The following is an 11837-nucleotide window of genomic DNA, read 5'->3' as shown; positions in this document are numbered from 1 at the left end:
ACAGCGTGTGGACTAAATATTCTTTTCCCCAACCTTCATCCACAGCTTTCAGTCCACGGCTGTTGATACTGGCCCGGAGCTCGATAGTGAAACAGGAGATATATGCGCTTTTGTGATCGATCCCATACCGGGGAGCGGGGTAGGCGCCGGCAACGGAGGCAGCCTGTATGCAAACTTCGGAATATGCTGTGGATAACCCGCATCTGGCATAAGCTCTATTTATGGGCGAAATACTGATGGTGTTACTGCCTGCCATAATTCTCGTGGCAGTGCTTTGGGCGCTTTCAACAGCCCTGCGCCCCCGCGATTCCGGGATGTCCGACGCGGAACGGTACCAGCAGGACCTCGCCATGCGGTCTGCCGAACACTATGCGGCCCAGGTCCGGGCGGCCACCGCAGCACGCGCCCGCGTAGACGCCAATACCCGGCCAAGCCAGAACGAGCAGCAGCAGTCGCAGCAGGAAGACCACGCCCGGGCGGCCTTGCGCGCACAGGCCGGGGCGGGGGCAGGACAGTATGGGTACACAGCACTTCCGGGCGGGCAGCTGAACCCGCAGTTCGCCCTGCAGCTGCAGTCGATGGCGCGCAACGGACAGAAGCTCCAGGCCATCAAGCTCCTTCGCCAGGCAACACACTCGGACCTGGCTACCGCTAAAAAGTATGTAGATCGGCTTTAGAACATGGAATCACTAGTGATCCCCGCCCTCATCCTGGTGGTCGTTGCTGCCGGGGTCGCCTTGGCGGCCCGTGCCGTCAGCAGGCGCATGGCTGGCCGGTCGGGCCAGGCTCCGGCCTTGGACCCCGTCGAGCTCGCCCGCGCCGCCTCTGCCAGGCTCACGGAGGATCAGCACCGCAGGCTTTATGCGCTCATTGCACAGGGACAGGCGATGGCTGCCATCAAGCTCTACTACGAGTCAACAGGAGACGGCCTGCGGGCCTCCCGGGATGCCGTGGGGGCACTGGCGGCCCACCCCCAGCCTTACCGCAGCCCCACGGCCGAACCCGTGGCGGCGGATCCCGATGACGATGATGTGCCGCAGCGTTTCCCATACCGGTACCGTGCCATTGCCAGCAAGGGCGACGTCACACGCGAGGTCAGCAGCAATATGCTCAATGATGAGATCTACGGACGGATCCGTACGCTGGCACGCAGCGGGGACGCCGAAGGCGCCGCCAACGCCCTCACCAGGCATTCGGACATCTCACTGAAGCAGGCACGTGAGTTCATCGCCCTGCTGGATGACTGACACCACCTGTCCGGACGGCAGCTAGCTAGCCGGGTCGTAGCCGAACTCGCGGAGCTCCTGCGAGCAACGGCAGGCCACCGCGATCTTCCTTGCCCACTCGACCGCGTCCTCGCGGGTCGGCAGCTCCAGCACCGTGAACCCACCCTTGAGTTCGGAGCCCGGATAGACCTCGGTGCTCACCGACCCGTCGGCGGAGACCAGCACGGGATCGACTTCCTCCTCGATCCCACCGCCGAATACGTAGACGCCGGCTGCCTTCGCCTCCTCGATCACAGCGTGGGATTCGGCGAAGACGATCGGGAACTCCTCGTCGGTGAGCACCATGGCTTCGCTCGGGAAGGAAATGAGGTATTTGGTCATGCCTCAATGGTGCCCCGCGGGCGGGCGGGACAGCAACGGGTGTGGATAGTTGAAGGCAACCATTCGGCCACCCTGGAAGAATGCCGGAAAGGGCAATGTGGAACGCCTCAACCGCACCCTGCAATCCGAATGTCACCAACGTCCTAGCCGAGTACAGCTAGAAGTCGAACAGGTCCCCCAGCCAGCCTTCCTTCTTCTTGTGCCCGCGGCGGTCGCGGTCACGGTCACGGTCGTAGCCCTGCTTGCCGTAGTTCCGGTCATCGTAGCGGGGCTGCTCGTAACGGGGCTGCTCGCGGCGGGGTTCGAAATTCTGGTACAGCGGTGGCGGCACTATGCCGGGGGCCGGGGCTGCCGGACGGGCAGGTGCCGGGGCCGCGCCGCCGAGGGAATCGGCTGCGCGGTCAATGATCTTGTCCAGTTCACCCCGGTCCAGCCACACGCCACGGCACTGGGGGCAGTAGTCAATCTCCACGCCACTTCGTTCGGTCATTACCAGGTCAATGGAATCCACAGGACATTTCATGTCCGGGTCAACGATCGGGGCGGCGGGAAAGTTCGGCCCTGAGTCATCGTCTCAGGAATTGGCTCGCTCAGCGCCTACCCGAAATGCCGGCCAGGAGCTGCTCAAACGGCAGAGACTCCATTGCGGCGGGCGGGCGGCCGGGTTGCTCCCCGGCCAGAAGCCCGGCAAACTCCCCTGCCGCACGGTTGATCCGCTCCGAAAGGGGTGAGCCGCCGTCGTCCGCGTTTCCCCAGTCCTGAGGGCCGGCAAAGACGCCGGTAGCGGCCATCCGGGTCCGCAGGTAGCTGAACAGCGGCCGCATGGCGTACTCCAGCACCATCTGGTGGCGGTCCGTGCCGCCTGTCGCGCCGAGGAGGACTGCCTTCCCGTCCAGCGACTTGGGGTCCAGGACATCGATGAAGGACTTGAACAGGCCGCTGTAGGACGCGCTGAACACCGGGCTGACGGCGATGATGCCGTCGGATGATTCCACGTCCGCAATGACTTCCGCCAGGCGCGGGCCCGCGTAGCCGGTGACAAAGTTGTTCGCGATGTCCACTGCGAGGTCTCGGAGCTCAATGACCTCCACTGCCACCTCATAGCCAGCCGCAGCGAGCTGGCGTTCCGCGGACGCCGCGAGCTGGCCGGCAAGCAGCCTGCTCGATGACGGCACGCCCAGGCCGGCTGAAAGAACGGTAATGCGGCGGGTTTCCACGGTGTGCTCCTGAAGGTCGGTAAAAATCTGCGGTACATGTGTTTGCATGTATCTTGCTAACCAGAGGCGTTACGCGTTTATTCCAAGGGCACAAGCGCTGGCCTCAGATCACGACGGACCCGTTGATGCAGGTAGTTGAGCTTCCGCCCACCCAGATATCGTCGCCTACCGCGTCCACACGGACCCTGCCGGCACGTCCCAGGACCGTGCCTTGGGCTGCGGTGTACGACGCCGGCGCGCGGCCGCTGCCGATCAGCCATTGCGCGGCGCCGGCGTTGAAGCTTCCCGTCACCGGGTCTTCCGCGGCAGCGTCGCCCGGGATGAACGTCCGTACTTCAAAATCCGCGCTGCCAGGGCCGCTGTGGGGGCCGATAACCCCGACGCTCAGCCCATCCATCGCCGCGTAGTCGGGCGTGATGGCCAGCACGTCCTCCGCCGATTCAAGCAGGACCCCGATCCAGTGGGGCCCGTTGACCAGCCAGGAGGCGTCCAGAAGCGCTGGGCGGGGCAGGCGCAGGCCGGCGGCGATTCCGGCCAGGTCTGCTTCGTCCACCGGTCCGGAGCGCGTGAGGGGCGGCGCAGCGAACGCCAGCCGGCCGCCGTCGCGCTTCACACGGACCAGCCCAGCACCGCATTCCTGGACCAGCACGCCATCCTGTTTGGGCACCCCTCCGGCCTCCAGCCAGGCGTGCGCGGACCCCAGGGTGGGGTGCCCGGCGAAGGGGTACTCCTCCCGCGCCGTGAAGATCCGCACTGCGTAGTCGGCGTCAGGATGGGTGGGCGGCAACAGGAAGGTGGTCTCCGAAAGGTTCGTCCAGTTGGCGAACTGCTGCATCTGCCCCGTGGTCAGTCCTTCGGCATCAACGACCACCGCGAGCGGGTTTCCGCGGTACGGTTCGGCGGTGAACACGTCCACCTGGGCGAAGGAACGACGGCGGCTGGTGGGGGCTGGATTCTGGCTCACCGCTGCAGGCTATCACCGCTTGCCCGCGTGGCTGACAAGTCAGGTGCGCTCTGCCAGACTTCCAGCATGGCTGAAAACAAGACCCAGGCAACCGGTGCGTCGGTGGCCGAGTTCCTGGCAGGCGTGGAACATCCGGTCAGGCGACGTGATGGCCTGCGGCTCCTGGAACTGATGTCGGGGATTACCGGCGAAAAACCGGAAATGTGGGGACCAACCATCGTGGGCTTCGGACGGTACCACTACAAGTACGAGACCGGCCGGGAGGGAGATGCTGCGGCGGTGGGCTTCTCACCCCGGAAGGCGAGCCTTTCGCTGTACGGGCTGACCTACGGGCCCGGGGCCGCGGAGCTGCTGGCCAGGCTGGGGAAGCATAGGACCGGAGCCGGCTGCCTTTACGTGAACACGCTTGAGGACGTGGACGAAGCGGTACTCACCGACCTGATCCGCGCTGGCTACCGGCACATCACCACGGAGCTCCACAGCCCCTGACTTGCGCACACAAGAAAACCCCCGCCGCCGGTTACGGCAACGGGGGTTTTCGTGCAGTCAGGACTGCGTAGCCGTAAAGACTACTTGCCTGCGACTACGTCGAGTTCGATCACAGCAGCAACATCGTCGTGCAGACGGACGTTGGCCTGGTAGGAACCGACCGACTTGATGTGTGCCGGCAGTTCAACCTTGCGCTTGTCGATGCGGCCAAGGCCAGCGGCCTCAACAGCGTCGGCTACGTCGCCCTGCTTGACGGTGCCGAACAGGCGTCCGGTCTCGCCAGCCTTGACAACGAGCTTGACCGGCTTGGCGGAGAGTGCAGCAGCCTGCTTCTGAGCGTCTTCCAGGGAAGCGTGCTCGCGGGCGGCGCGGGCAGCCTTGATGGACTCAACCTGCTTCTCGCCACCCTTCGACCAGGACAGGGCGAAGTTGCGGGGCAGCAGGTAGTTACGTGCGTAACCGTCCTTGACCTCGACAACGTCGCCAGCAGCACCGAGACCGGTTACTTCGTGGGTCAGAATGAGCTTTGCCATGTTAGTTAATCCCTTCCTTAGCCGCGGCCAGCGCCGGAGTAAGGCAGCAGAGCAACTTCGCGGGCGTTCTTGATTGCCTGTGCGATTTTGCGCTGTTCCTGCACCGTGACGCCTGTGACGCGACGGGCGCGGATCTTTCCGCGGTCGGAGATGAACTTGCGCAGCAATGCTACGTCCTTGTAGTCGATGACAGTGATGTCAGCGGCCTTCAAGGGGTTGGACTTTGGTTTGGGCTTACGGAGTTCAGCCTTAGCCATCGTGGAGCTCCTATTCTATGGAGCCCGTGGATATTGATCCACGGGATGGTGGTGGTCCGACGGCGGCAGTCGCCTGCGGTGCCTTGCGGCACGTGAGGCGGTCCCGGCGTCGGGCCTTAATTTAGTGGTTAGAAGGGAGGTTCGGAATCCGGGCCATTGCCCCAGCCGCCTGCATTGCTGACCCCGGGCGTTGCCCAAGGGTCTTCCTGCGCTGCGGGCTGGTTGGCGCCCCAGTTTCCACCGGAGTTGCCGCCCTGGTTTGCACCAGCACCGCCGCCTCCGAAGCCGCCGCCGCTGTTGCCGCCGCCGAAGCCACCCTGGCCACCCTGGGCGCCGGAGCGCTGGGTGCGGTTGACCTTGGCGTTGGCGTAGCGCAGGCTCGGGCCGATCTCATCGACTTCGAGCTCGATAACGGTGCGCTTTTCGCCTTCTTTTGTTTCGTAGGAACGGCTCTTCAAACGGCCGGAGACAATCACGCGCATGCCTTTGGTGAGGGACTCGGCGACGTTCTCGGCCGCTTCGCGCCATACCGACGCGCGGAGGAACAGGGTTTCCCCGTCCTTCCACTCATTGGACTGGCGATCAAAGGTGCGCGGGGTGGAAGCAATGGTGAAGTTCGCTACTGCCGAACCTGACGGTGTGAACCGCAATTCCGGGTCATTGGTGAGATTACCGATGACCGTAATGGTGGTTTCGCCTGCCATCTACTGCCTCCTTGTTCGATCCTGGTTGAAGAGAGTTCGTTTCCTGCGGGGTGAAGAATGAAAATCGGGGCTGAAATTACTCAGCAACGACCTTCTGCTCTTCGGGGCGGGTGATCTTGGTGCGCATGATGGTCTCATTGAGACTCAGCTGGCGGTCAAGTTCCTTGGCGGTGTCCGGCTTGGCGGTGAAGTTCACCACGGCGTAGATACCTTCGGACTTCTTCTTGATGTCGTAGGCCAGTCGGCGACGGCCCCAGATGTCAACCTTTTCGATGGTTCCACCATCGTTGGTGATGACATTCAGGAACTTCTGAAGCGACGGCTCAACGGTACGCTCTTCGACCTCGGGGTCGATGATTACCATCAATTCGTAAGGACGCATATGTGAACCCACCTCCTTTGGGCTAAGCGGTTACGGCATTTCCGTAACAGGAGGTTCATTTGCGGTGCCGAGCAACACCCTGCTCCCGGAACGGAGGCAGGGCGCAGCACAGACTTCAATATCTTAGTGCATTTGGACCGGTTAGGCGATTCGCGCTTGACTCAAGGCTAAGCGCCATGCGGCCGCCGGGAAAGCGCAGGTGCGCCTATGTGGACAACCGCGGCGCCGCCCCGCCGTTAGAGTACACACCATGGATGCTTCCCCATTGAATGCCCTGGTCCTTGGCCTCATATCCACGGCAGGGGTGCTTTATGCCCTGTATTTCGTGATCCGCGCCGGCGTCCGTGACGGAATCAGGCAGGCCCGGGGGACAGCGGAATCGCGGAACAGTGGTTGAGTCCGTAGCGCCGCGGATCCGCCGCAGCCGGCTCCGGTTCCTGGCCATGGTCGTCGCGGGGCTCGCGGCAGCCGCAGGAACGGGCGCCACAGGACGATGGATGCAGGCCCCGGCCGCGGGCTGGGCCACCGCCGCCTTGGTCTACGTGGTATGGGTCTGGGTGGTGATCGGCCGCTTGGATCCGCACGGAACCAAGTCCCACGCCACCACGGAGGACCCTTCCCGGGCCACCACCGACCTGCTCATCCTCGTGGCGAACGTCGCCTCGCTCGCAGCGGTAGCCGTCGTGGTTGTGGATTCACATCGGGGCGGCGGCGGCACCAGGTTGGGCGGTGCCGCCCTAGTGCTGGCGAGTGTGGCGCTTTCCTGGATGCTGGTGCAGACCCTGTTCACGCTCCGGTACGCCGAGCACTACTACGGCGGGGAGGTGGACGGTGGCGTCAACTTCAACCAGGACGAGCCGCCCCAGTACACGGACTTCGCCTACCTTGCCACGAGCATCGGCATGACGTACCAGGTGTCGGACACCAACCTGGAGAATCCGCGGATCCGCCGCGAAGCCCTGAAGCACAGCCTGCTGTCCTACGTCTTCGGCACGGTCATCCTGGCAGCCACCATCAACCTCGTGCTGGGCCTCGCGGCCTGACTGACCCAGACAGCGACGCCGGACTTACGACGCCGGGCTGGCACCTACGGCAACACTCTCACCTTCGGCGGCGCCGCCGTCAGGGGCATCAGCGGCAGCATCACCCTTCCGGTAGCGCCACACGCCGATACCCACCACAACCCCGGCCAAGGCCAACGACAACAGCAGGGATTCACGGGTGGATTCAAGGATGACCATGCCGATGAGCAGGGCCACGATGCTGGCAATCGATGCCCAGGTCAGGTATGGGAAAAGCCACATTTTGAGCTCCAGGTCCTTGGCGGCTGCCCCCATGCGTCTGCGCAAGATGAGCTGGGACGTGGAAATGACCAGCCAGACGAACAGGGCGATGGCGCCGGAGGTGTTGACAAGGAAGAGGAACACAGTGTCCGGCGCGATGTAGTTCAAGCCCACCGTTACGAAGCCCACGACGGTGGACGCCAGCACTGCGCTGGCCGGAACTCCCCGGCGCGAGATCCTGGTCCAGGACTTGGGGGCATCCCCGCGCTTCGAGAGGGAAAAGAGCATGCGGCTGGCCGTGTAAAGCCCGGAGTTCAGGCAGGACAGGACGGATGTGAGGACCACGACGTCCATGATGGTGCCGGCCCCGGGGATACCGAACAGTTCGATAACGGCAACATAGGGGCTCTTGGCCACGGTGGCTGAGTTCCAGGGCAGCAGGGTCACAACAATGGCGATGGAGCCGATGTAGAACACCAGGATGCGCCACACAGTGGACTTCACGGCTTTCTTGACCGCGTCCACAGGGTTCTCCGATTCACCGGCGGCAACCGTGGCGATTTCGGCGCCGAAGAACGAGAAGACCACAACCAGGATGCCGGCCAGGACAGCACCCGGACCGTTGGGCAGGAACCCGCCGTTCTCCACCAGGTTGCTCAGGCCGGGGGCCGGGACACCGGGGACGAGCCCCAGGATGGCAGCGGCGCCGAACAGCAGGAACAGTACAATCGCAGTGACCTTGATGGACGCGAACCAGAACTCGAACTCACCGAAGGACTTTACCGAGCCCAGGTTTGTCAGGGTCAGCAGCACCATGAGGATGAGCGCCCAGACCCACTGATCGATCCCCGGCACCCAGCGGTGCATGATGGCCGCGCCCGCCGTCGCCTCGATCCCCAGGACAATGATCCAGAACCAGGCATAGAGCCAGCCGATGCTGAATCCGGCCCACCGGCCCAGCGCCTTGTCCGCGTAGGTGGAGAAGGAGCCGGTTTCGGGGTTGGCCGCAGCCATTTCACCCAGCATCCTCATCACCAGGATGACCACGATTCCAGCGGCACTGTAGGCCAGCAGGATCCCCGGCCCGGCCTGCTGGATGGCCGCGCCCGAACCGACAAAAAGGCCAGCCCCGATCACGCCGGCGATGGCGATCATGGAAAGGTGGCGGGGCTTGAGCGATTTGGATAATTGCTGGTCAGCGTGCATGGATGCGCCGTCCTTCGTGTTGTTCGGGAAAGTGTTGGCAGCCTGAGGCAGCCGGGGGGTCAGACCCGGGCGTTCGCCGCGGTGGGGGCGTTCGGTCGTGTGGTGGATCACAGAATTTCTCCTACCCTAGACGCGTCTCCACCCCCCGTGGATGTGCACTCACACAGAACGTCCGGGACCAAATCAGGCGCTCTGACAAGATGAAGCACCAAGGTGAATCAGGTGATGCCTCACCAGCAATTCTGAAACGAAGCCGAAATATCGTGGAACCTGAACATTCTCTGGTGCAGGGGCCGGATCAGGGCTATATTTGCAAGAACGGCTGGGCACCGTGCTGGACGTGACAAACGGACAGGTAGCTGGTCCCTGTTCAGCGATGTGGCTGGACGGTACCGGCGAGAATTATCGGCAATACCAAGCAAGTCGGTCTCCTTCTTCGATGGATGGGGACCACATGTCTTTAATAGGCCGAAGCAAGGAGTTGGACCGGATCCTTTCTGTGATCCGAGGGCCCCAGGACTCCGCCCTTACGGTTGTGGGCCGGCGCGGCGTGGGCAAATCCGCGCTGCTGTCCGAAATTCCGCGGCTCTCGGATTACCGGACAGTTTTTCTGCGGGCCAGCGCGTCGGAATCCGACTGGCCGCTTTCCGGCCTCACTGCCCTCCTGACCGGAATAGATGACCCGGTCCTCAACCGGTTCACCGACGAGCTGCTCCGCGATTCCACCGGGGCCATGGACGTTCCCACCGTATCCACGATGCTGCTCAACGGGCTGCACCAGCGCTCGTCCTCGCGGACGGTGATCGTCATTGACGACGCCGACCAGCTGGACCCCAGCAGCCAGGCTGTCATCGGATTCCTGGCCCGCCGCCTGTCAGGAACGGACATGGCACTGTTCATCAGCGTGCGGGAGGAAGCGGGTGAGAGCCCTTTCGCAAGCCTGCCGTCACTGCAGCTGAGGGCCATGAACTACAACGACACCGTCCGGATGCTGGAAGCGATTCCGGCACGGCAGACCGCCACTGCGGCGGTCCACGCGGTGGCGGCGGCAACGCAGGGCAACCCGCTCGCCGCCGTCGAGCTTTACACCTGCCTGCTTGAACGCCAGGCCGAGGGGAAGTACGCCCTCCCGGTTCCACTTCCCTGCAAGGGAAGCTTTGAATCGGAGTTCGCCGCGACAGTGGGAGGGCTGACGCCGTTTGCACGGCACGTCCTGGACCTGCTTTCACTGTCCTGCCGGAGCGACATCGCAACGCTGGAAAAGGTCTACAGCGATCTGTGGCCCGGAATCGATGAGCTCCTGGCTTGCGGCATGGCCACTAGGACGGGGCCGCATCTCCGGATCCAGGACCAGTTGCTCCGCGGCTACGTCTTTGCGGCCATGACACCGACGGTACGGACAGCCAATCACCGCGCAATGGCTGAAGCGGCAGCCGAAACGGACCCCTATGCCCGCCGCTGGCACCTGAGCTTTACCGCGCTCGAGCGCCAGACGCCGTTTGGCCTCCTCCGGTTTGCCGTTGACCTCGTCCGCAGCGGGGAAGTTGCCTTCGCCGTGGAATACATTGAACGTGCCCTCACCATCAACCCCTGGGAAGCGGAAACTGCCGCCCGCCTCGCCACCGTGTCCGAGCTGCTCTTCAACAGGGGCGAATTTGTCTACGCCAGGCGCTACCTTGAATGGGCGCAGCGTGTTACGCGAAACCCCGCGCTGATCCTTCGCCTGACGGGCCTTGCCTTCGAAATCCAGTTCATCCAAGGTGCCGCCGTGCGCTCCAGCATGGTGCTCCGCCTGGTCAAGGAGTTCGGACAGCACGACCCTGCCTTCGCCGCCAACCTGCTGGCCGTCGGCTCGCTCTACTATGCGGAACGCTGGGAACTGGAGGATGCGGTCGGTCTCCTGCGCTATGCCGAACAGTTCCAGGACTCCGCTTCCGCGGACTGCCTGGCGGTTGCCGGACGCGCCAAACTGCTGATCGGGGCAATCGGCGGAAACACGGAGCACGTCAACCGCAAGTACGACGCCGTTGGCGCCGCCAGGGTGGCCACCCTCCTGGTTCAGGGCCGCGCCCTGAGCTACGCCGAACACCACGGGCTCGCCAAGGAGGCCTTCGCCATGGTGCGGAACTCTGTTGAGGCGAGCAACACCAACTGGCGGGAAACCGCAGACTTCCTTGCGGTGGACAACGAGATCCGCGCCGGCAATGTCCGGACAGCGGTCAAACTGATCGAAGACCTCGAACTCTCTGAACCCGAGACGAAATACCACCGCGGAATGCGCCATATCTTCCGTGTCTGGCGGGCCCACGCGCTCGGCGACGAAGCACTGGCGCGGGTTTACGTGGCGCAGGCGCAGCATTTTTCAAGTGCGGAGAGCCACCCGGCCACCACTGCCCAGCTGGCCGCCTGCCAGGGACATTTTGCCCTCATGCGCGGCAACCTTGCGGAATCATTCGCCCAATTGTCCCGGGCTGTGGAGATCGGCATGTCCTTCGGCAACCCCACGCTGTTGCGCTGCGAGGCCGACCTGGTGGAGGTCCTGGTCCGGCTGGGGCGGCACCGGGAAGCAACCCAGGCGCTTTTCCGGCTGGAGAGCCGCGCGATAGGACTGAGGTCCCCGTGGCTCATGACGGCCGTCGCCCGGAGCCGCGCCATGCTGGCCGACGGTGAACAGTCCCTCCATCTGTTCAGCCAGGCACTGGAGGGCAGGAACGCCCACGAATCCGTCCTCGAACGGGCCAGGACGCTGCTCTGCTATGCGGAGCGGCTGAAAGCCTTCGGCCGCCTGCGGGATGCCCGGGACGGCCTGCTGCGTGCGAAAGTGATGTTTGATGAAGCTGGCGCAGATGCCTGGACCCAGCACGTCGATTCGCTGTTGCTTGACGAGCGGGTGGAACCAGCCCGCGCGGCCGGCAACCCTGCAATGCTGATGCTCGCCGACCACGAAAAGGCGCTGGCGCAGATGGTGGCCCGGGGCATGCGCAACAAGGAAATCGCGGCCACTCTGTACGTCTCAGTGCGCACGGTAGAGGTACGCCTTACCGCGATCTACCGGAAGCTCGGAGTGGAATCACGCGCCCAGCTCACGGCCCTCGCAGCAGGCAAGGAAACCGCGGCCCGGGAGCCGTACGTCCTTCCTGTCCTCTAGGGCGAAACCCGCAGGATTGCAGGTACCCACAGTTTCCACACTGTTCC

15 protein-coding genes are annotated in these 11837 nt (G+C 63.9%); 6 read left to right on the top strand and 9 right to left on the bottom strand.

Annotated elements, in window-relative coordinates:
* Window positions 1–221 precede the first annotated feature (221 nt).
* Together QFZ30_RS20975 and QFZ30_RS20970 are read left to right on the top strand one after the other, a co-directional pair.
* The gene (locus QFZ30_RS20975; RefSeq protein WP_307079602.1) at window positions 222–677 is read left to right on the top strand and encodes a hypothetical protein; all 456 of its coding nucleotides are present in this window, start codon (window positions 222–224) and stop codon (window positions 675–677) included.
* A gap of 3 nt (window positions 678–680) precedes the next feature.
* Window positions 681–1247, top strand: a complete 567-nt coding sequence (locus QFZ30_RS20970; RefSeq protein WP_307079601.1) for a hypothetical protein — start codon at window positions 681–683, stop codon at window positions 1245–1247.
* A 21-nt stretch (window positions 1248–1268) separates the two neighbouring features.
* On the opposite strand, the gene QFZ30_RS20965 is transcribed toward QFZ30_RS20970, so the two are convergent.
* The 4 genes from QFZ30_RS20965 to QFZ30_RS20950 form a co-directional block, all read right to left on the bottom strand.
* Window positions 1269–1607 carry a YciI family protein gene (locus QFZ30_RS20965; protein WP_307079599.1) on the bottom strand — a complete coding sequence of 113 codons (339 nt, stop codon included), beginning with the start codon at window positions 1605–1607 and terminating at the stop codon, window positions 1269–1271.
* Window positions 1608–1764: 157 nt separating this feature from the next.
* Window positions 1765–2130 (bottom strand): TFIIB-type zinc ribbon-containing protein, encoded by a 366-nt coding sequence (locus QFZ30_RS20960; RefSeq protein ID WP_307079597.1) that lies wholly within the window; start codon window positions 2128–2130, stop codon window positions 1765–1767.
* A gap of 67 nt (window positions 2131–2197) precedes the next feature.
* Window positions 2198–2824: an FMN reductase gene (locus tag QFZ30_RS20955; RefSeq protein WP_307080414.1), complete on the bottom strand. Its 627-nt coding sequence runs from the start codon at window positions 2822–2824 to the stop codon at window positions 2198–2200.
* Window positions 2825–2927: 103 nt separating this feature from the next.
* Window positions 2928–3788 (bottom strand): PhzF family phenazine biosynthesis protein, encoded by an 861-nt coding sequence (locus QFZ30_RS20950; RefSeq protein ID WP_307079595.1) that lies wholly within the window; start codon window positions 3786–3788, stop codon window positions 2928–2930.
* Between the two features lie 66 nt (window positions 3789–3854).
* On the opposite strand from QFZ30_RS20950, the gene QFZ30_RS20945 reads away from it, so the two are divergent.
* Window positions 3855–4277, top strand: coding sequence for a DUF1801 domain-containing protein (locus QFZ30_RS20945; RefSeq protein WP_307079594.1), 423 nt, complete (start codon window positions 3855–3857; stop codon window positions 4275–4277).
* Window positions 4278–4357: 80 nt separating this feature from the next.
* Here QFZ30_RS20945 and rplI read toward each other — a convergent pair whose 3' ends face one another.
* The 4 genes from rplI to rpsF all read right to left on the bottom strand — a co-directional run bounded on the left by rplI (window position 4358) and on the right by rpsF (window position 6153).
* Window positions 4358–4810: a 50S ribosomal protein L9 gene (gene rplI / locus QFZ30_RS20940; protein ID WP_307079593.1), complete on the bottom strand. Its 453-nt coding sequence runs from the start codon at window positions 4808–4810 to the stop codon at window positions 4358–4360.
* A gap of 17 nt (window positions 4811–4827) precedes the next feature.
* Window positions 4828–5067, bottom strand: a complete 240-nt coding sequence (rpsR, locus tag QFZ30_RS20935) for a 30S ribosomal protein S18 (RefSeq protein WP_003800144.1) — start codon at window positions 5065–5067, stop codon at window positions 4828–4830.
* Between the two features lie 128 nt (window positions 5068–5195).
* The gene (locus QFZ30_RS20930) at window positions 5196–5771 is read right to left on the bottom strand and encodes a single-stranded DNA-binding protein (protein ID WP_307079590.1); all 576 of its coding nucleotides are present in this window, start codon (window positions 5769–5771) and stop codon (window positions 5196–5198) included.
* A 76-nt stretch (window positions 5772–5847) separates the two neighbouring features.
* Window positions 5848–6153 carry a 30S ribosomal protein S6 gene (gene rpsF / locus QFZ30_RS20925; RefSeq protein WP_050683795.1) on the bottom strand — a complete coding sequence of 102 codons (306 nt, stop codon included), beginning with the start codon at window positions 6151–6153 and terminating at the stop codon, window positions 5848–5850.
* Window positions 6154–6403: 250 nt separating this feature from the next.
* Between rpsF and QFZ30_RS20920 the strand changes: the two genes are divergently transcribed.
* Together QFZ30_RS20920 and QFZ30_RS20915 are read left to right on the top strand one after the other, a co-directional pair.
* Entirely contained in the window at window positions 6404–6550 is a 147-nt protein-coding gene (locus tag QFZ30_RS20920) for a hypothetical protein (protein WP_307079588.1), read from the top strand.
* A 46-nt stretch (window positions 6551–6596) separates the two neighbouring features.
* A complete protein-coding gene (locus tag QFZ30_RS20915) occupies window positions 6597–7196 on the top strand; it encodes a DUF1345 domain-containing protein (RefSeq protein ID WP_373462904.1) in 600 nt (199 codons plus the stop codon).
* Between the two features lie 24 nt (window positions 7197–7220).
* Here the strand turns inward: QFZ30_RS20915 and QFZ30_RS20910 are convergent, their stop codons facing one another.
* Entirely contained in the window at window positions 7221–8642 is a 1422-nt protein-coding gene (locus QFZ30_RS20910; RefSeq protein WP_307080411.1) for an amino acid permease, read from the bottom strand.
* A 454-nt stretch (window positions 8643–9096) separates the two neighbouring features.
* Between QFZ30_RS20910 and QFZ30_RS20905 the strand changes: the two genes are divergently transcribed.
* Window positions 9097–11790 carry a helix-turn-helix transcriptional regulator gene (locus QFZ30_RS20905; RefSeq protein WP_307079584.1) on the top strand — a complete coding sequence of 898 codons (2694 nt, stop codon included), beginning with the start codon at window positions 9097–9099 and terminating at the stop codon, window positions 11788–11790.
* Window positions 11791–11837 lie beyond the last annotated feature (47 nt).

Origin of the sequence: Arthrobacter pascens, assembly GCF_030815585.1 — a bacterium.
GTDB lineage: Bacteria > Actinomycetota > Actinomycetes > Actinomycetales > Micrococcaceae > Arthrobacter > Arthrobacter pascens_A.
Note: the sequence above shows the minus strand (reverse complement) of the source record. Positions and strands in the feature narration are given on the sequence as shown.

What these genes read in the sequence shown, in the direction of transcription:
- QFZ30_RS20975 (WP_307079602.1), top strand. Translation starts at nt 222, where the DNA reads ATGGGCGAAATACTGATGGTGTTACTGCCTGCCATAATTCTCGTGGCA.
- QFZ30_RS20970 (WP_307079601.1), top strand. Translation starts at nt 681, where the DNA reads ATGGAATCACTAGTGATCCCCGCCCTCATCCTGGTGGTCGTTGCTGCC.
- QFZ30_RS20965 (WP_307079599.1), bottom strand. Translation starts at nt 1,607, where the DNA reads ATGACCAAATACCTCATTTCCTTCCCGAGCGAAGCCATGGTGCTCACC.
- QFZ30_RS20960 (WP_307079597.1), bottom strand. Translation starts at nt 2,130, where the DNA reads ATGAAATGTCCTGTGGATTCCATTGACCTGGTAATGACCGAACGAAGT.
- QFZ30_RS20945 (WP_307079594.1), top strand. Translation starts at nt 3,855, where the DNA reads ATGGCTGAAAACAAGACCCAGGCAACCGGTGCGTCGGTGGCCGAGTTC.
- rplI (WP_307079593.1), bottom strand. Translation starts at nt 4,810, where the DNA reads ATGGCAAAGCTCATTCTGACCCACGAAGTAACCGGTCTCGGTGCTGCT.
- rpsR (WP_003800144.1), bottom strand. Translation starts at nt 5,067, where the DNA reads ATGGCTAAGGCTGAACTCCGTAAGCCCAAACCAAAGTCCAACCCCTTG.
- QFZ30_RS20930 (WP_307079590.1), bottom strand. Translation starts at nt 5,771, where the DNA reads ATGGCAGGCGAAACCACCATTACGGTCATCGGTAATCTCACCAATGAC.
- rpsF (WP_050683795.1), bottom strand. Translation starts at nt 6,153, where the DNA reads ATGCGTCCTTACGAATTGATGGTAATCATCGACCCCGAGGTCGAAGAG.
- QFZ30_RS20920 (WP_307079588.1), top strand. Translation starts at nt 6,404, where the DNA reads ATGGATGCTTCCCCATTGAATGCCCTGGTCCTTGGCCTCATATCCACG.
- QFZ30_RS20915 (WP_373462904.1), top strand. Translation starts at nt 6,597, where the DNA reads ATGGTCGTCGCGGGGCTCGCGGCAGCCGCAGGAACGGGCGCCACAGGA.
- QFZ30_RS20910 (WP_307080411.1), bottom strand. Translation starts at nt 8,642, where the DNA reads ATGCACGCTGACCAGCAATTATCCAAATCGCTCAAGCCCCGCCACCTT.
- QFZ30_RS20905 (WP_307079584.1), top strand. Translation starts at nt 9,097, where the DNA reads ATGTCTTTAATAGGCCGAAGCAAGGAGTTGGACCGGATCCTTTCTGTG.